This is a genomic window from Pseudomonas kitaguniensis, from assembly GCF_049199985.1.
Classification (GTDB): domain Bacteria; phylum Pseudomonadota; class Gammaproteobacteria; order Pseudomonadales; family Pseudomonadaceae; genus Aquipseudomonas; species Aquipseudomonas kitaguniensis.
Map to the genome: position 1 here is coordinate 73,935 of NZ_JBLZPT010000014.1, position 16,634 is coordinate 90,568.

General features: G+C 62.1%; 13 protein-coding genes. 10 read left to right on the forward strand and 3 right to left on the reverse strand.

What is annotated here, in order from left to right; all coding sequences use genetic code 11:
- Window positions 1–30 precede the first annotated feature (30 nt).
- A complete protein-coding gene (gene trxA / locus ACOZK9_RS17895; RefSeq protein WP_058412850.1) occupies window positions 31–903 on the forward strand; it encodes a thioredoxin in 873 nt (290 codons plus the stop codon).
- Between the two features lie 29 nt (window positions 904–932).
- Here trxA and ACOZK9_RS17900 read toward each other — a convergent pair whose 3' ends face one another.
- Window positions 933–1,271, reverse strand: coding sequence for a hypothetical protein (locus ACOZK9_RS17900; protein WP_421556288.1), 339 nt, complete (start codon window positions 1,269–1,271; stop codon window positions 933–935).
- A gap of 131 nt (window positions 1,272–1,402) precedes the next feature.
- Here ACOZK9_RS17900 and ACOZK9_RS17905 point away from each other — a divergent pair, with 131 nt between their 5' ends.
- From ACOZK9_RS17905 to ACOZK9_RS17925, 5 genes are all read left to right on the forward strand, one after another.
- On the forward strand, window positions 1,403–2,026 hold the full coding sequence (locus ACOZK9_RS17905) for a DUF2796 domain-containing protein (RefSeq protein ID WP_421556289.1): 624 nt from the start codon (window positions 1,403–1,405) through the stop codon (window positions 2,024–2,026).
- Between the two features lie 95 nt (window positions 2,027–2,121).
- Window positions 2,122–2,832, forward strand: a complete 711-nt coding sequence (locus tag ACOZK9_RS17910) for an ABC transporter ATP-binding protein (RefSeq protein WP_058412847.1) — start codon at window positions 2,122–2,124, stop codon at window positions 2,830–2,832.
- A gap of 1 nt (window position 2,833) precedes the next feature.
- Window positions 2,834–4,099, forward strand: a complete 1,266-nt coding sequence (locus ACOZK9_RS17915) for an ABC transporter permease (protein ID WP_421556290.1) — start codon at window positions 2,834–2,836, stop codon at window positions 4,097–4,099.
- A 105-nt stretch (window positions 4,100–4,204) separates the two neighbouring features.
- Window positions 4,205–4,726 carry a DUF3299 domain-containing protein gene (locus ACOZK9_RS17920; protein ID WP_058412845.1) on the forward strand — a complete coding sequence of 174 codons (522 nt, stop codon included), beginning with the start codon at window positions 4,205–4,207 and terminating at the stop codon, window positions 4,724–4,726.
- Window positions 4,727–4,821: 95 nt separating this feature from the next.
- Window positions 4,822–5,520, forward strand: coding sequence for an OmpW/AlkL family protein (locus tag ACOZK9_RS17925; protein ID WP_058412844.1), 699 nt, complete (start codon window positions 4,822–4,824; stop codon window positions 5,518–5,520).
- A 120-nt stretch (window positions 5,521–5,640) separates the two neighbouring features.
- Here the strand turns inward: ACOZK9_RS17925 and ACOZK9_RS17930 are convergent, their stop codons facing one another.
- A complete protein-coding gene (locus ACOZK9_RS17930; protein ID WP_058412843.1) occupies window positions 5,641–6,525 on the reverse strand; it encodes a sugar nucleotide-binding protein in 885 nt (294 codons plus the stop codon).
- Between the two features lie 167 nt (window positions 6,526–6,692).
- On the opposite strand from ACOZK9_RS17930, the gene ACOZK9_RS17935 reads away from it, so the two are divergent.
- Window positions 6,693–10,940: an Lhr family helicase gene (locus ACOZK9_RS17935; RefSeq protein WP_421556291.1), complete on the forward strand. Its 4,248-nt coding sequence runs from the start codon at window positions 6,693–6,695 to the stop codon at window positions 10,938–10,940.
- Window positions 10,941–11,253: 313 nt separating this feature from the next.
- Here the strand turns inward: ACOZK9_RS17935 and ACOZK9_RS17940 are convergent, their stop codons facing one another.
- Window positions 11,254–13,371: a mechanosensitive ion channel family protein gene (locus ACOZK9_RS17940; protein ID WP_421556292.1), complete on the reverse strand. Its 2,118-nt coding sequence runs from the start codon at window positions 13,369–13,371 to the stop codon at window positions 11,254–11,256.
- A gap of 214 nt (window positions 13,372–13,585) precedes the next feature.
- Here ACOZK9_RS17940 and ACOZK9_RS17945 point away from each other — a divergent pair, with 214 nt between their 5' ends.
- From ACOZK9_RS17945 to ACOZK9_RS17955, 3 genes are read left to right on the forward strand one after another with little or no spacing between them, the layout of a single operon-like run.
- Entirely contained in the window at window positions 13,586–14,365 is a 780-nt protein-coding gene (locus tag ACOZK9_RS17945; protein ID WP_122250389.1) for an endonuclease/exonuclease/phosphatase family protein, read from the forward strand.
- Window positions 14,362–15,624: a cardiolipin synthase ClsB gene (gene clsB / locus ACOZK9_RS17950; protein ID WP_421556293.1), complete on the forward strand. Its 1,263-nt coding sequence runs from the start codon at window positions 14,362–14,364 to the stop codon at window positions 15,622–15,624. The genes ACOZK9_RS17945 and clsB overlap by 4 nt, the downstream gene beginning before the upstream one ends.
- Entirely contained in the window at window positions 15,614–16,570 is a 957-nt protein-coding gene (locus tag ACOZK9_RS17955) for a lysylphosphatidylglycerol synthase domain-containing protein (protein ID WP_152748902.1), read from the forward strand. Before clsB ends, ACOZK9_RS17955 begins: the two co-directional genes overlap by 11 nt.
- Window positions 16,571–16,634: the final 64 nt, after the last annotated feature.

Consider the following 16,634-nt stretch of genomic DNA (forward strand, 5'->3'; position numbering starts at 1 on the left):
GCCCCATTCCCGCTTTATTCGAGACGCCCCATGAGTGAGCCCACGCCGTACATCTTCGACGCAACCACTGCCACGTTCGAGCAGGCGGTGATTCAGAACTCCTTCGAACAACCCGTGCTTGTGGACTTCTGGGCCGAGTGGTGCGCGCCGTGCAAAGCGCTGATGCCGTTGCTGGCGAAGATTGCCGAGAGTTATCAGGGCGAATTGCTGCTGGCCAAGGTCGATTGCGAGGCCGAGCAAGACATCGTTGCGCGCTTTGGCATTCAGAGCCTGCCGACGGTGGTGCTGTTCAAGGATGGCCAGCCGGTGGACGGGTTTGCCGGCGCGCAGCCGGAGTCGGCGATACGCGCGATGCTCGAACCACATGTGCAGATGCCGCCACCGGCGGCGGCCGATCCGCTCGAGCAGGCGCAGGCACTGTTTGCCGAAGGCCGTATCAGCGATGCCGAAGCGGTGCTGGTCGCGCTGTTGGGCGAAGACAACAGCAACGCCGGCGCGCTGATTCTGTACGCGCGCTGCCTGGCCGAACGCGGTGAGTTGGGCGAAGCCCAAGCCGTGCTCGACGCGGTTAAAAGCGACGACCATAAAGCCGCGCTCGCGGGGGCAAAGGCGCAAATCACCTTCCTGCGCCAGGCTGCCGACCTGCCGGACGCCGCCGAGCTGAAAAGCCGCTTGGCGCAAAACCCGCTGGACGATGAAGCCGCCTATCAGTTGGCGATTCAGCAACTGGCGCGCCAGCAATACGACGCCGCGCTGGAAGGCCTGCTCAAGCTGTTTATCCGTAACCGCAGTTACAGCGAAGGCTTGCCGCACAAGACCTTGCTGCAAGTGTTCGAACTGCTCGGCAATGAGCACCCGTTGGTCACGGTGTACCGCCGCAAGTTGTTCGCCGCGCTGTACTAATCGCCCCTGCAGGCGCAAACCTGCAAGGGTTATTCAACCCAGGTGTACAGCGGCGTATCACCGCCGCTGGCGACTTTCACCTTGGCGCTGTGACGCAAGCGCACCAGCAAGCGCTTGCCTGACGCGGCATCGCCGGCCAAACCTTCCAACTGATCAAGCAGCTCTAACCCGCTGAGTTGCCCGGCCTTGCGCAACAGGTCCTGAGCGTTCTGCCACAGGTCATCCGTCTGTTTGACCGGTGCCGCCAGCGGTTCGCTGGCCGCCGGGCTCGCCTGCATGTGGGCGCCGAGCTTTGCCCAATCGCCGTCGTCGAGTTCCAGGGTCAAGTCCACAGGCAAGTCGCCAACGGTTCCACGAATTCGCAACATCGTCCTTACTCCTGCACTTTTCTGACCCGCATGCTCCCACGCGGCTTGCGCAACGCCAAGCGGGCGGTCAAACTCCGGGATTATTGTTATAAGATCACATAACAAAACTTTCATCTTTTTGGAGCCTTCTCATGCGCCGTTTGCTGCTCGCTTTGCCGTTTGCCCTGCTGCCACTGGCGGTTGCCCATGCTCACGATGAGCACGAACACGAGCACGGCAGCCTTGGCGCCCACGAACACGGCGTGGGCCGCCTCAATGCAGTACTCGACGGCCAGACCCTGGAGCTTGAGCTGGACAGCCCGGCGATGAACCTGGTGGGTTTCGAACACTTGGCCACCACGGCCGACGACAAAGCCAAGGTCGCCGCAGCGCGCAAACAGCTCGAGAACCCGCTGGCGCTGTTCAGCCTGCCAAAAGCTGCTGGCTGCGTGGTCAGCACTCAGGAACTCAACAGCCCGTTGTTCGGCGACAAACCTGAAGCCGATCATGACGACGATGATGATGGCGATGATGGCGATGACGACCACGCCACCGACGGCAAAGGCGCGGCCGCCCACGAGCATCATCACGACCACAGCGAAATTCACGCCCACTACCAACTCACCTGCGCCACGCCGACAGCGCTGAGCAATCTGGACCTGAGCCCAGTGTTCAAGACCTTCCCCGCCACCCGCAAAATTCAGGTACAACTGATCGGCCCAAGCGGCCAGCAAGGCGTTGAAGCCACCGCCAACGCAGCCACCTTGAAGTTCTGATTTGAAACCCGGCCACTGTGGGCACTGGCTTGCCTGCTGCCACGGTGGAACGGCGCCACTTTTGCAACCTTGCCAGCAGGCGATACTGATTTCACATGACCCAAGCACTTATCGAACTGTCTGACCTGGGCTTTAACTGGCCCGGCCACCCGCAGTTGCTGGACATTCCCGCGTTCCGCCTGGAACCTTGCGAAACCCTGTTTCTAAAAGGCCCGAGCGGCAGTGGCAAAACCACCTTGCTCGGCCTGCTCGGCGGCGTACAGAAACCCAGCCAAGGCAGCATTCGCCTGCTTGGCCAGGAGTTGACCGAGCTCTCGGCCGGCGCCCGCGACCGCTTTCGCGTTGACCACACCGGCTACATCTTCCAGCAGTTCAACTTGCTGCCGTTTTTGTCGGTGCGCGAGAACGTCGAGTTGCCTTGCCACTTTTCCAGGCTGCGTGCGCAACGCGCCAAGCAGCGCCACGGCAGCGTCGACCAGGCCGCCGCTACCTTGCTCGCGCACTTGGGTTTGAAGGATAAGGAATTGCTGGAACGCCGCGCCGACTCGCTGTCCATCGGCCAGCAACAACGCGTGGCCGCCGCCCGCGCGCTGATTGGCCAACCGGAATTGGTGATCGCCGACGAGCCCACCTCGGCACTGGATTACGACGCCCGCGAAGCCTTCCTCCACCTGTTGTTCGCCGAATGCCGCGAGGCCGGTGCCAGCCTGTTATTCGTCAGCCATGACCAGAGCCTGGCGCCGCTGTTCGACCGCAACCTGTCGCTGGCCGAACTCAATCGCGCCGCCACGCCCGCAGAGGTTTGAGATGTATCTGTTCCGTCTAGCCATGGCCAGCCTGGCTAACCGCCGCTTTACCGCGATACTCACCGCCTTCGCCATCGCCCTTTCGGTGTGCCTGTTGCTGGCGGTAGAGCGCGTGCGCGTTGAGGCGCGCAACAGTTTCGCCAGCACCATCAGCGGCACCGACCTGATCGTCGGCGCACGCTCGGGCTCGGTCAACCTGCTGCTGTATTCGGTGTTTCGTATCGGCAACGCCACCAACAATATTCGCTGGGACAGCTACCAGCACTTCGCTGCCAACCCGCAGGTGAAATGGGCGATCCCGATTTCACTCGGCGACTCGCACCGCGGCTACCGGGTGATGGGCACCAACGCGTCGTACTTCGAGCACTACCAGTACGGTCGCAAGCAGAACCTCGAACTGGCCAGCGGTCGCGCCTTCGCCACCGACCCGTTCGAAGTGGTGCTCGGCGCCGAAGTGGCCGACGCCCTGCATTACAAACTGGGCGACAAGCTGGTGCTGGCCCACGGCGTGGCGGTGGTCAGCCTGGTGAAACACGATGACAAACCTTTCACCGTAGTCGGCATTCTCAAACGCACCGGCACGCCGGTAGACCGCACGCTGCACATCAGCCTCGGCGGCATGGAAGCGATTCATATCGACTGGCACAACGGTGTGCCGGCCCAGGGCAAAGGCCGCATCAGTGCCGATCAGGCACGCAACATGGACCTGACCCCGCAGGCGATCACCGCGTTTATGCTGGGCTTGAACAACAAGATTTCGACCTTCGCCCTGCAACGCGAAATCAATGAGTTCCGTGGCGAGCCGATGCTCGCGATCTTGCCGGGCGTGGCGCTGCAAGAGCTGTGGAGCATGATGGGCACCGCCGAAAAAGCGCTGTTCGTGATCTCGTTGTTCGTGGTGCTGACGGGCTTGATTGGCATGCTCACCGCTATCCTGACCAGCCTCAACGAGCGCCGCCGCGAAATGGCGATCTTGCGTTCGGTGGGCGCGCGCCCTTGGCACATTGCGTCGTTACTGGTCTTCGAAGCCTTTGCCCTGGCGCTGTCCGGCGTGGTCGCTGGCACAGGCTTGCTGTACGTGTGCATCGGCGTATCACGCGGCTATTTGCAGGCCAACTACGGCCTAGACCTGCCGATGTCGTGGCCGAGCGAATATGAATGGACGTTGCTCGCCGGTATTCTGGCCGCAGCGCTGTTGATGGGCAGCGTGCCCGCGTGGCGCGCCTATCGACAATCTTTGGCCGATGGCCTGTCCATAAGGCTGTAGAAGCGCAACTGCAAGCGGCAAGTTATAAGCTACAAGCTGAACGTGAATCGGCTTCTACTGGCAGCTTGAAGCTTGCCGCTCGTATTCATTTTTTGAGGATGTTTCATGCGTGGTGCGATGTTTGCGTTGCTGCTGCTGGTGTCGGTGCCTGTTTGGGCCGCCGACCAGCCCAAGGACTTGTCGTGGCAAGAGATGATTCCGCCGGACGCGCCGCCGGAAATTCCGAATATGAAACCGCTGCACGACCTGTCGAACATGGCCGATGCGTTATCGGTGGAAGCGGCGCCAGCGGCCAAGCAGGACCTGCCCAACGCGCCGGTGGTGCAGAGCCTTGATGGCCAGCACATTCGTTTACCGGGGTATATCGTGCCGCTGGAAGTCAGCGAAGAGGGCCGCACCACCGAGTTTCTGCTGGTGCCGTATTTCGGCGCGTGCATCCACGTGCCGCCGCCGCCGTCGAACCAGATCGTGCATGTAAAAAGCGAACTCGGGGTGAAACTCGATGAGCTGTATCAGCCGTACTGGATCGAAGGCGCGATGCAGGTCAAGCCGTCGTCCAGCGAATTGGCGGATGCCGGTTATCAAATGGATGCCGAAAAGATTTACGTCTACGAACTGCAGGAATAGCGCTTGATCGCCCTTTCATTGAGCTGAGTCAAAAGATCGACGGGAACGATCTTTACCATTGGACGCACATCTTTTAACGTCCTTTTGGAGCTCCCATGAACAAGTCTCTGCTCGGCGCGTCCGTCTTCGCGCTCGCCCTCGCCGCCCCTGCCGCCTACGCTCACGAAGCTGGCGATATTCTGATTCGCGCCGGTGCAATCACCGTGAATCCGAAGGCCGACAGCAGCAGCGTCAAGGTTGACCAAGGCCCATTGGCCGGCGCCAACCTGGGCGGCAAGGCGACCATGAGCAGCGACACCCAACTGGGCCTGAACTTCGCCTACATGCTGACCAACCACGTCGGCATCGAGCTGTTGGCGGCCACGCCGTTCGAGCATGACGTGAAGATCAAGAACACCGCCCTCGGCGCCGCCAACGGCAAGCTCGGCACCCTCAAACACCTGCCGCCGACCTTGAGCGTCGTGTACTACCCGCTGGACAACAAGTCAGCCTTCCAGCCGTATGTGGGCGCCGGCATCAACTACACCTGGATCTACGACGAGCACGTCGGCAGCCGCGCCGAACAAGCCGGTTTCAGCAACTTCAAGGCTGAGAATTCGTGGGGTTGGGCTGCGCAGATCGGCGCCGACTACATGATCAACGACAAGTGGATGATCAACGCCCAGGCGCGCTACATCGACATCAGCACCAAGGCCACCGTCGACAACAACGCGTTGGGCCAAGGCACTCGCGCCAAGGTCAATGTAGACGTCGACCCAATGGTTTACATGGTGGGCATCGGCTACAAGTTCTAATCTGGATTTTAGCAACGCCAGCTAACCAATGTGGGAGGGGGCTTGCTCCCGATGGCGGTGTAACAGTCACCTGATAAATTGACTGAAACACTGCCCTCGGGAGCAAGCCCCCTCTCACATTCAGCTATGCCGGTAAAACCGGTCAAGCAACGCCGGTAACCCCGCCCGCCACGCCCGAGGCTTGATGCCGAAGGTATGCAAAATTTTCTTGCACGCGAGTACCGCGTGTTGCGGCTCATCCGGCGCATCCGGGCGCGCTGCGTGCGCCTGGGCCGTGGGCGCTTCAACCGCCAGCGGGTGGAAGTGGCGCGCTTCGGTGAGGATAGCCTGGCCCAGCGCCAACGGCGTGGTCGCCTCCTGGCCGGCGTAGTGATACGTGCCCCACAGCGGCGCCGCGCAATCAAGTTGCTTGAGCACCGAAATGATCACCCGCGCCGCGTCGTCCACCGGCGTCGGGTTACCGCGCCGGTCGTCCGCCATCAGCAACTCGTCAGGCGTCTCGGCGCGGGCCAGGAAGCGCCCGAGCGTGCCGTCAACGCTGTCATCGAGCAGCCAGCCAAAACGCAGCAGCACGTGTTGCGGGCACGTCGCGCGCACGCTTTGTTCGATGCGCCATAACGCCTGACCGCGCAGGCCCAACGGCACCGGCTCGTCTTTTTCGCTGTAGGCGGTAGCACGCGAGCCATCGAACACGCGGTAGCTGGACGGTTGCAGCAAGGTGATGGTGTGGTGCTGACACAGTTCGGCCAGGCGTTCGATAGCGAATTCCTGAGAGGCCAAACGAGCTTCGCTGACCGCTTCGGCCTGGAACCAGTCGAAATAGTAGGCGAGGTTGATCAACGCATCGGGACGAGTGTCGTCGAGCAATTGGGTGAGGCTCGCGGCATCCCAGCCGTCTTGGGGCGGTTTGGGTGCGAGGAAACCAATATTTTCCTCTGCACCGAGGCGAATCAGCGCCTGCCCGAGGGCATTCCCGCCGCCCAGTAACATAAGGCGCATTCGCATAGAGTGTGCAGGCCCAGTCTGTTTGGAACGATGGTTATTGTCGGCGGCCGTGTGAGCCATGCCGCAGGTCTAAACCAGAATCGTTGCATTTTGCGGGTTTGTAGCGCAACCGTCACGGATAAAGTGCGCAATTGCAACTTGTTGGAGCAGGCGCTATCAATCAATAGATGAACCTTCCTGAATCCACCGTCACGGCACTGCACGGCTTTCACCCGGCCGTCAGCGCCTGGTTTTGCAGCACCTTCCCTTCGGTGACCGGCGCACAGGCGCAGGCGTGGCCGCTGATTCGCCAGCGCCGCTCCACGCTGATCGCCGCGCCCACCGGCTCCGGCAAAACCCTCACCGCGTTCCTGGCGGTGCTGGATGACGTGGTCCACCAAGGCCTAACCAACGGCGGCGAGCTGCCGGACGAGACGCTGGTGGTGTATGTCTCGCCGCTCAAGGCGCTGTCCAACGACATTCAGATCAACCTGCAAAACCCGCTGGCTGGCATCACCGAGCACTTGCTGCGCATGGGCCTGGCGCCGCTTAAGATCCGCACCGCCGTGCGCACCGGCGACACCCCGCAAAAAGACCGCGCGCTGATGCGCAAGCGCCCACCGCACATCCTCGTCACCACGCCGGAATCGCTGTATGTGCTGCTGGGCTCGGACTCCGGCCGACAGATGCTCAGCAGCACACGCACGGTGATCATCGACGAGATTCACGCTATCGCCGCCGGCAAACGCGGCAGTCACCTGGCCTTGAGCCTGGAGCGCCTGCAAGCCTTGTGCAGCACGCCGCTGACGCGCATCGGTCTGTCGGCCACGCAAAAGCCCATCGAAGCGGTGTCGCGTTTTTTGGTCGGCCGCGACCGGCCCTGCGCGATTGTCGACATCGGTCACGCCCGCCCGCGCGACCTGGCTATAGAAGTGCCACCGGTGCCGCTGTCGGCGGTAATGGCCAATGACGTGTGGGAATTGGTCTACGACCGCCTCGCCGCACTCGCCCGCGAACACCGCACCACGCTGATTTTTGTCAACACCCGCCGCCTCGCCGAGCGTTTGGCCCGCCACTTGAGCGAGCGTCTGGGCAAAACCGCGGTGGCCGCGCACCACGGCAGCCTGGCCAGGGAAATGCGCTTGGACGCCGAGCAACGGCTGAAGGCCGGTGAGCTGCAAGTGCTGATCGCCACCGCGTCGCTGGAGTTGGGGATTGATATTGGCGATGTGGACTTGGTCTGCCAGATCGGCTCGCCGGGTTCGATCAACGGCTTTTTGCAAAGGGTCGGCCGCTCTGGTCACCAGGTCGGTGGCACGCCCAAGGGCCGCCTGTTCGCCACCACCCGTGATGACCTGACCGAATGCGCCGCCCTGCTCGACTGCGTGCGCCGTGGTGAACTGGACACCTTGCACATCCCGGTGGCGCCGCTGGATGTACTCGCGCAGCAGATCATCGCCGAAGTCAGCGCGCGCGAATGGTCGGAACAGGCGCTGCTCGACTTGATCCGCCGCGCGGCGCCCTACGCTGCGCTGGATGAACGCCACTATCAGGCGCTGCTGCGAATGCTTTCGGACGGCTACAACGGTCGCCAGGGCATTCGCAGCGCCTACCTGCACCGCGACGCCGTGAACCACACCCTGCGCGGCAGGCGTGGCGCCAAGCTGACCGCCGTGACCAGCGGCGGCACCATCCCCGACAACGCCGACTACAGCGTGTTGCTGGAACCTCAGAGCCTGAACATCGGCAGCGTCAACGAAGACTTTGCGGTGGAAAGTATCGCCGGGGACATCTTCCAGCTCGGCAATACCTCCTACAGAATTTTGCGCGTAGAGGCCGGCAAAGTGCGCGTCGAGGATGCACATGGCCAGCCGCCGACCATCCCCTTCTGGCTCGGCGAAGCGCCGGGGCGCAGCAATGAATTGTCGGCCGCGGTGGCGCGTTTTCAGGGGCAGTTGGATGCCCTGCTCGGCGCCAGCCCCGGTGACCTGCAGCCGGCGCTCGAGTGGCTCACGGGCACGTTGGGCCTGAACCACGCGAGCGCCGAGCAAATCCTCGACTACCTGGCCCGCACACGCTTGGCCCTCAGCGCCTTGCCGTCGCAAGACACGTTGATCATGGAGCGGTTTTTCGACGCGTCCGGCGGCACTCAGTTGATCATCCATACGCCGTTCGGCAGCCGCCTCAACCGCGCTTGGGGCTTGGCGTTGCGCAAGCGCTTTTGCCGTACGTTCAATTTCGAGTTGCAGGCCGCGGCCAGTGAGAATGCAATCGTGCTGTCTTTGTCGACCAGCCACAGCTTTGAGCTGGATGAAGTGTGGCGTTACCTGAATAGCCACAGCGCCGAACACATTTTGATTCAGGCCGTGCTGGAGGCGCCGCTGTTCGGCGTGCGCTGGCGCTGGAACGCCGGTGTGGCCTTGGCGTTGCCGCGATTTACCGGTGGGCGCAAGGTGGCGCCGCAGATCCAGCGCATGAAAAGCGAAGACCTGATCGCCAGCGTGTTTCCCGACCAGATTGCCTGCCTGGAAAACCTCGCCGGCGAGCGCGAAGTGCCCGAACACCCGCTGGTGGAACAAACGCTCGACGACTGCCTGCACGAAGCCATGGACAGCAGCGGCTGGCTCGCCCTGCTGCGGCGCATGGAGCGCGGCGAGGTGCGTTTGATCAGCCGTGACCTGCCGGCGCCCTCGCCCATGGCCGCCGAAATTCTCAGCGCGCGCCCGTATACCTTTCTGGATGACGCGCCGCTGGAGGAACGCCGCACACAGGCCGTGCTCAACCGGCGCTGGAGCGACCCACACAGCACCGACGACCTCGGCGCGCTGGACCTCGACGCCATCGCTGGTGTGCGCGAGGAAGCCTGGCCCGCGCCGAATGGCCCGGATGAAATGCACGAGGCGCTGATGAGTTTGGCGTGTGTCGCCGCCACCGAGGTCACGCCGCAATGGGCGGCATGGCTGCACGCGCTGGCCAAAGCCGGGCGCGCCTATCAATTGCACAATGGGTTGTGGGTGGCGGTGGAGCGCTTGGCTTGCTTGCAGGCGATTTACCCCAACGACTTGCCACTGCTGCCGGGTTTCGATGCGCCGTGGAGCGTGGACGAGGCGCTGGTCGAAGTGCTGCGCGCGCGCCTCGGTGGCTTCGGCCCGCTGACGCTGATCGAAATAGCAGCGCCGCTGAGCTTGCGCGTGGCCGACGTCAGCCAGGCACTCGCGCGACTGGAGCAGGAAGGCTACGTGATGCGCGGCCACTTCAGCCCGGGCGCCAGCGCCGAGCAATGGTGCGAGCGGCATTTGCTGGCGCGTATTCACCGCTACACGGTCAAGCGCCTGCGCCGCGAGATCGAGCCGGTGGCGTTGCAGGACTTCATGCGCTTTTTGTTCGATTGGCAGCACGTATCCGACGGCACACGCGGCCAGGGCAGCGCGATGCTCGGGCAAATCGTCGGCCAGTTCGAAGGTTACGCCGCCGCGACCTCGGCCTGGGACAGTGACTTGCTCAGCACGCGGCTCAAGGATTACTCATCCACTTGGCTCGACGAGCTGTGCCGCAGCGGCAAACTGGTGTGGACGCGCCTGAGCAACAAGGCCGGCGCCATGGCATTGCGCAGTACCCCGGTGGTGCTGTTGCCACGCAGCCAGGTGGCGTTGTGGAGCGGGCTGACCGAGTTGACCGACAGCGCCACGCTGTCGCCCAAAGCGCAAAAAGTGCACGTGGCCCTGCGCGAGCAAGGCGCGCTGTTTTTCGATGCACTGGTGCACGAAGCGCATCTATTGCGCAGCGAACTGGAAACCGCCCTGCAGGAACTGGTGGGCGCAGGCCTGGTGAATGCCGACAGCTTCGCCGGGTTGCGCGCCCTGACCACACCCGCCAGCAAGCGCCAGGCGCGTAGCAGCCGGCGCGGGCGCGGGGCGTTTATCGGCGGCATGGACGATGCCGGGCGCTGGGCCTTGGTGCGCCGCTCGCCAACCGCCGCCGGCCCACACTCGGCCGAGACCCTGGAGCATGTGGCGATGACCCTGCTGCGCCGCTATGGCGTGGTGTTCTGGCGCTTGCTGGAACGCGAGGCGGACTGGTTGCCGAGTTGGCGCGAGTTGCTGCGCACCTTCCACCGCCTGGAAGCACGCGGTGACATTCGCGGCGGGCGGTTTGTCAGCGGCTTGGCCGGTGAGCAGTTCGCGCTGCCGGAAGCGATTCCGTTGCTGCGTGAGGTCAGGCGCAGGCCGCATGACGGCAGCTTGATCGCCGTGTGCGGGGCTGATCCGCTGAACCTGGTGGGCACGCTGTTGCCGGGCAGTAAGGTGCCGGCGGTGAGTGGCAATCGAATTGTGTACCGCGACGGTTTGCTGGCTGCGGTGATGGTCGGCGGCAAGCAGCAGATGTTTGTGGAGGAGGACCATCAGGCGGTGCAAGAGAAATTGATCAGGCATTGAGGACTGGTGCCTGTGAGGGCCTCATCGGGAGCAAGCCCCCTCCCACAGGTGACTGTGTGAGTCCAGTCAATGGGTGAGTCCAATCAAATGTTGGGGAACCTAATCAATCAGTTCGCCCAGGCAAATGTGAGAACCCTATCAATGGGTGAACCCAGTCAAATCTGGGAATCCTGTCAATGGCTGAGCCCAGTCAAATCTGGGAATCCTGTCAATGGCTGAGCCCGGTTGGTGTGAGAACCCAATCAAATGGGTTCACACACTCAACTGTGGGAGGGGGCTTGCTCCCGATGAGGCCGGCTTTGGCGCTACAAAACTACTGGGTGCGCGGTTGTTCTGTCAGCACCACCGGAGCCTCCGGCTCATCCACCTGCGGCGTTCGCTTGGGCAGCAAAACCTGCTGTGGATAAGTTTGCGCGAAGTGCACCTCATCACAGTTATCCACAAGCTTTTTCAAGCGCTGATTGAAGGCGCGGCTGACCGCATATTGCCCACCCGACACCGTGCGGAACTGCGCGGTGAGGACCACACCGTTGAGGTCCATCTTGTCCACACCGAACACCTCCAGCGGCCCTTGCAGGTTGTACTTGAGGAACACATCGTCGCGTATCGACTGGCCGGCTTCATTGATCAGCTCAACGGCCTTGTCCACATCTGTGTCATACGTGAATTGCACCGAAAAGAACGCGTAGGCAAATTGCCGCGACTGGTTAGTAACCGCCTTGATTTGCCCAAACGGCACCGAGTGCACAAAACCCTTGCCGTCGCGCAAGCGCAGCGTGCGGATGGTCAGGCCTTCGACGGTGCCGGCGTGGCCGGAGTCGAGGACCACCCAGTCGCCAATCGACAGCGTGTCTTCAATGATGATGAACAGACCGGTGATCACGTCCTGCACCAGTTGCTGGGAACCGAAACCGATGGCCAGGCCAACCACACCGGCACCGGCCAGCAGCGGCGCGACGTTGATGCCGAGGTTGGCCATGGTGGTGATCGCACAGATCACCACCAGGATGATTTTCACCGCGTTGCGCAGCAGCGGCAGGATAGTTTTAATCCGCGTGCTCGGCTGGCGATTCGAGCGTTTGTTCACCGGTGGTTTCAGCGCTTCCTGGATTGCCGTGTCGAGTACCACCCAGAACAGCCACGTCATCAGCAGGATCAAACCGATGCTGCTGAGGGAGTCGCTGATTGCGCGGCCCACCGAGTTGCGCTGAGCAAATTCAAACAGCGAGATGCCCCAGATGCGCCCGAGCATTTCGATAAAGGCGATCGCCATGGCGATGCGTAAAATCGCGTGCAACAGGCTGAGGAAACGCTCCTTGTAGGCGCTGCTACGTTGAATCGCCACCTGGCTGCGAGACTTGAACAGGTGCTGCAAAACGGTGCTCAGAAACACCGTGCCGATCAACAGAATCGTGGTGAACAATGCGCAACGCAGGGCCTTCTGGTTGTCGTCGCCGGCGCCGATCAGGTTGATCGCCGAGACCAGCACCATCAACAGAATCGGCCAATACCATAGGCCGGAAAATATGCGCAGCGATTGCTGCAGCGCCGGGTGTTTGATGCGCTGGGCCAACGGCCGATTGCGGATCAGGTGCGCCACCGGGCGACGCAAACGGATCACCAGCACGCCAAAAATCACAGCGGCGAACAAGCCGGTAAACACCGCGATGCTGCTGGTGATATTGCCGCCCAACTGGCGCGCAATTTGCGGGCTGGTCAGGGCGTCGCTGAGGGCCGCGAGGAAGCCGATCAGGAACAGCGGCTTGGGGCAATAATTACGAATAATCTGCACGGCTGGCCGTTTGTGCCCCACGTTGAACATGACGATGACGCACAGCAACATCGACGTGGAAAAGATGCCACTGCTGGTCGCGTAAGCGAAACACAACGCCAGTGCGCGGCCCACCGAGGAGGGTAGAAAGTGGCTGACATACAGGGTCAGCGGCAAACACGCCACCGCCGGAAGCGTGTACGGCACCACATACCCAAGCACGGCTTGCAGGCGCCCGCGCTGTTCAACGAAGTGCCGTCGACTCAGGCGCTGCACGATAAAGCGCCCCAACAGCGTCAATACGGCGAAGGCACCGACCCACACGCCGGACAGCAGCAAAAAGTCCCCGGCGATGCTCCACGGCGAACGCTGGCTGGTCTGATCGACCAGGCGCCCTACTTCGTCCGCAGCACGGTCGGCGCGCAGGCGCCAGGCGTCGATAAGGTTTTGATTGAGGTCGAGCTTGTCCTGCACGTCGTCGATGCTTGAACTGATGGCGCCAAGCAGGCCGCCTTCCACCAGCAACTCGGGCTTGGCCGGCGCAGCGGCAGCGGCAGGTTCGGCGGGGGCGGCGGCCGGAGCAGCGGCAGCGGCTTGCAGCGCGCCACTGCCACACAACAGCAGCGCACCAAGCAGTAATGCAGTCTTTGAATTCAGCAAAACACCGGGCTCCTTCAGCAGGGTCTGTAAGGAACTGACGGGGTTTGCCGCTGATCGTTCCCAAGCACGATGAAGGAATTGCGCCCCGCACGCGCTGCGTGATCGGTTATACCGCGTGGTATGCCGTCTGTAGGACGTTGGAAACTTTCACGCAAAAATCGCAGTCAGCCATACACGGGGGCTTGGCCCCCACTCTTTTTTCACAGGAGCAATCATGGCTGCGATTCCTGACTGGGTGCCCGTTACGCCCAGCGTCGCCATCACTCGCTTCACGGTGCTGACGGTTAATATCCACAAGGGCTTCACCGCCCTGAATCGACGTTTCATCCTGCCCGAGCTGCGTGAAGCAGTGCGCAGCGTGGGCGCCGACATGGTGTTCCTGCAAGAAATTCACGGCACCCATGAGCGCCACCCACAGCACTACAGCGACTGGCCGAACATGCCGCAGTACGAGTTTTTGGCCGACAGCATCTGGCCGCAATTCGCCTATGGGCGCAACGCGGTTTACCCGCATGGCGACCACGGCAATGCGCTGCTGTCGAAATTCCAGATCACCCACCACGATAATCTCGACATCTCGCAAAGTGGCCACGAAAACCGTGGCCTGCTGCATTGCGTACTGCGCCTGCCGGGCAGCGGGCAAGAGGTGCATGCGATCTGCATGCACCTGGGCCTGCGCGAGGTGCATCGCCAGCAGCAATTGCGCTTGCTGGAGCAGCGCATCCGCGAGATTCCAGCGGATGCGCCGCTGATTGTTGCCGGCGATTTCAACGACTGGCGCCAAAAGGCCGACCTCAGTCAAAGCGGGCTCACGGAAGTGTTCGTACAAGCCCACGGCAAACCCGCAAGAACCTTTCCCGCGCGCTTGCCCTTGCTGCCGTTGGACCGCATTTATGTGCGCAACTTGAAGGCGCACAACCCCAGAGTGCTGACGACACGACCCTGGTCCCATCTGTCAGACCACGTGCCGCTGTCGGTGGAGATCGAACTATGAACATTGCGGTAGAGCACATCGCCACCGACCAGCCGCCGGATGACGCCAAGGCCCGCGACCTGGATTACGGCTGGCAGGCGGGCAACCGCATTGAGCTGCTGGAAAACGGCGAGGCGTACTTCCCGGCGGTGTTCGCGGCCATGCGCGAGGCGCGGCGGGAGATTCTGCTGGAGACCTTTATCCTGTTCGAAGACAAGGTTGGTCATGAGCTGCAAAGCATTTTGATCGACGCGGCGCAGCGCGGCGTCAAGGTTGTGGCCAGCCTCGACGGTTTTGGTTGTGGTGAGCTGTCGCCGTCGTTTCTCGGCGAGTTGGCGCAAGCCGGGGTGACGGTGCAAATGTTTGATCCGGCGTCGAAGACGCTCGGGTTTCGCACCAACTGGTTTCGCCGGCTGCACCGCAAGATCGTGGTCGTCGACGCCGAGGTGGCGTTTATCGGCGGGATCAATTTTTCTGCCGATCACCTGGGCGATTTCGGCCCCGAGGCCAAGCAGGATTACGCGGTGCAAGTGATCGGCCCGGCGGTGGCGGACCTGCACCACTTCGCCCTCGCACAAAGCGGCCGCCAAGTGCGCACGCGGCGTGGCTGGCGACGGCGCCAGCAACGCCCGTCGCCGTGGTCGACGGAGGGCGACAGCGGCCTGGTGCGCTTGATTTACCGCGACAACGTGCAACACCGCGATGACATTGAGGAAGCGTATATCCACGCCTTGAGCAAAGCCCAACGGCGCGCGGTGATTGCCAACGCTTATTTCTTCCCCGGCTATCGCCTGCTGCGCGAAATTCGCAATGCCGCGCGGCGTGGCGTGCACGTGCAACTGATCATGCAGGGCCAGCCCGACGTACTGTTGGCCAAGCTGGCAGCGCGCATGCTGTATGACTATTTGCTCAAGGATGGCGTGGTGATTCACGAGTACTGCCAGCGCCCACTGCACGGCAAAGTCGCGCTGGTGGATGACGACTGGAGCACCGTGGGCTCAAGCAACCTCGACCCGCTGAGCCTGTCGCTTAACCTTGAAGCGAACGTGCTGATTCGTGACCGTGCATTCAATCAGCAACTTTATGAAAGCCTGGAACTGCTCGCCAAAAACCATTGCAAGACCATGCCGGAAAACCGCAAGCCGCGTTTATGGTTATGGCGCTTGACGGTCGGTTTTCTGGTGTTCCACGTCATGCGCCACTTCCCCGCGCTGACAGGCTGGTTACCCGCGCACAAACCGCGCTTGAAACCCTTCGAGAACTCGGCCAATGACCTCTGAAGCCAGCGGATCACGTTTCACGCGTTGGAAGAAACCGCTGACCATCGCCTTCTTCCTGTTGCTGATCGTGCTGTTCACCCTGCTCGCGCGGCGCATCGACTGGAGCGAAGTGCTGCAGACGCTCGGTGACTTCAAGCTGCGCACGTTGCTGATCGCTGGCGCGCTGACGCTGTGCAGCTTCCTGGTGTACGCGAGCTTCGACCTGATCGGCCGCACCTACATTCGCCAACCGCTGCGCTGGAAGCAGATTTTGCCGGTGGGCATCATCAGCTATGCGTTCAACCTCAACCTGAGCGCGTGGGTCGGCGGCATCGCCATGCGCTATCGGCTGTATTCGCGGCTTGGCGTGAGCACCGGCAATATCGCCAAGATCCTCGGCCTGAGCCTGGCCACCAACTGGTTTGGCTATATGGCCTTGGCGGGCGTGGTGTTCAGCAGTGGGTTGGTGACCATGCCGCCGGGCTGGAAGGTCAGCAGCGGCGCCTTGCAAGGCATCGGCGCGTTGTTGGTGCTGGTCAGCCTTGGGTATCTGGCGGCCTGCCAGTTTTCGAAAAAACGCGCGTGGTCGATCAAGGGCATCGAGATCAACCTGCCGTCGTTGCGCATGGCGTGTTTGCAGTTAGCCATGGGCGCGTTGAACTGGTCGTTGATGGCAGCGGTGATTTTCACCCTGTTGCCGGCCAAGCTGGATTACCCGCTGGTGCTGGGCGTATTGCTGATCAGTGCGATCGCCGGCGTGGTCACGCATATCCCGGCGGGCCTGGGCGTGCTGGAGGCGGTGTTTATTGCACTGTTGCAGCATGAGGCGTCACGCGGCAGCTTGTTGGCGGGCTTGATTGCGTACCGGGCGATTTATTTTATTTTGCCGCTGCTGATCGCGCTGGTGATGTACCTCGCCGTGGAGGCCAAGGCTAAAGCGTTGCGGGTCAAAAAAAACCCCGCGTGAGCGCGTTAAGCTGGCGCGCCTGGCCTCAGCGCACGCTAAGATTGACCCTGTCACCCATCACGAG

Bases quoted from the DNA above. Each gene is read 5' to 3' on its own strand.
- clsB (WP_421556293.1), top strand. From the start codon at position 14,362: ATGAACATTGCGGTAGAGCACATCGCCACCGACCAGCCGCCGGATGAC.
- ACOZK9_RS17905 (WP_421556289.1), top strand. From the start codon at position 1,403: ATGCGCCGTTTGCTGCTCGCTTTGCCGTTTGCCCTGCTGCCACTGGCG.
- ACOZK9_RS17930 (WP_058412843.1), bottom strand. From the start codon at position 6,525: ATGCGAATGCGCCTTATGTTACTGGGCGGCGGGAATGCCCTCGGGCAG.
- ACOZK9_RS17945 (WP_122250389.1), top strand. From the start codon at position 13,586: ATGGCTGCGATTCCTGACTGGGTGCCCGTTACGCCCAGCGTCGCCATC.
- ACOZK9_RS17915 (WP_421556290.1), top strand. From the start codon at position 2,834: ATGTATCTGTTCCGTCTAGCCATGGCCAGCCTGGCTAACCGCCGCTTT.
- ACOZK9_RS17920 (WP_058412845.1), top strand. From the start codon at position 4,205: ATGCGTGGTGCGATGTTTGCGTTGCTGCTGCTGGTGTCGGTGCCTGTT.
- ACOZK9_RS17955 (WP_152748902.1), top strand. From the start codon at position 15,614: ATGACCTCTGAAGCCAGCGGATCACGTTTCACGCGTTGGAAGAAACCG.
- ACOZK9_RS17935 (WP_421556291.1), top strand. From the start codon at position 6,693: ATGAACCTTCCTGAATCCACCGTCACGGCACTGCACGGCTTTCACCCG.
- ACOZK9_RS17925 (WP_058412844.1), top strand. From the start codon at position 4,822: ATGAACAAGTCTCTGCTCGGCGCGTCCGTCTTCGCGCTCGCCCTCGCC.
- ACOZK9_RS17900 (WP_421556288.1), bottom strand. From the start codon at position 1,271: ATGTTGCGAATTCGTGGAACCGTTGGCGACTTGCCTGTGGACTTGACC.
- trxA (WP_058412850.1), top strand. From the start codon at position 31: ATGAGTGAGCCCACGCCGTACATCTTCGACGCAACCACTGCCACGTTC.
- ACOZK9_RS17910 (WP_058412847.1), top strand. From the start codon at position 2,122: ATGACCCAAGCACTTATCGAACTGTCTGACCTGGGCTTTAACTGGCCC.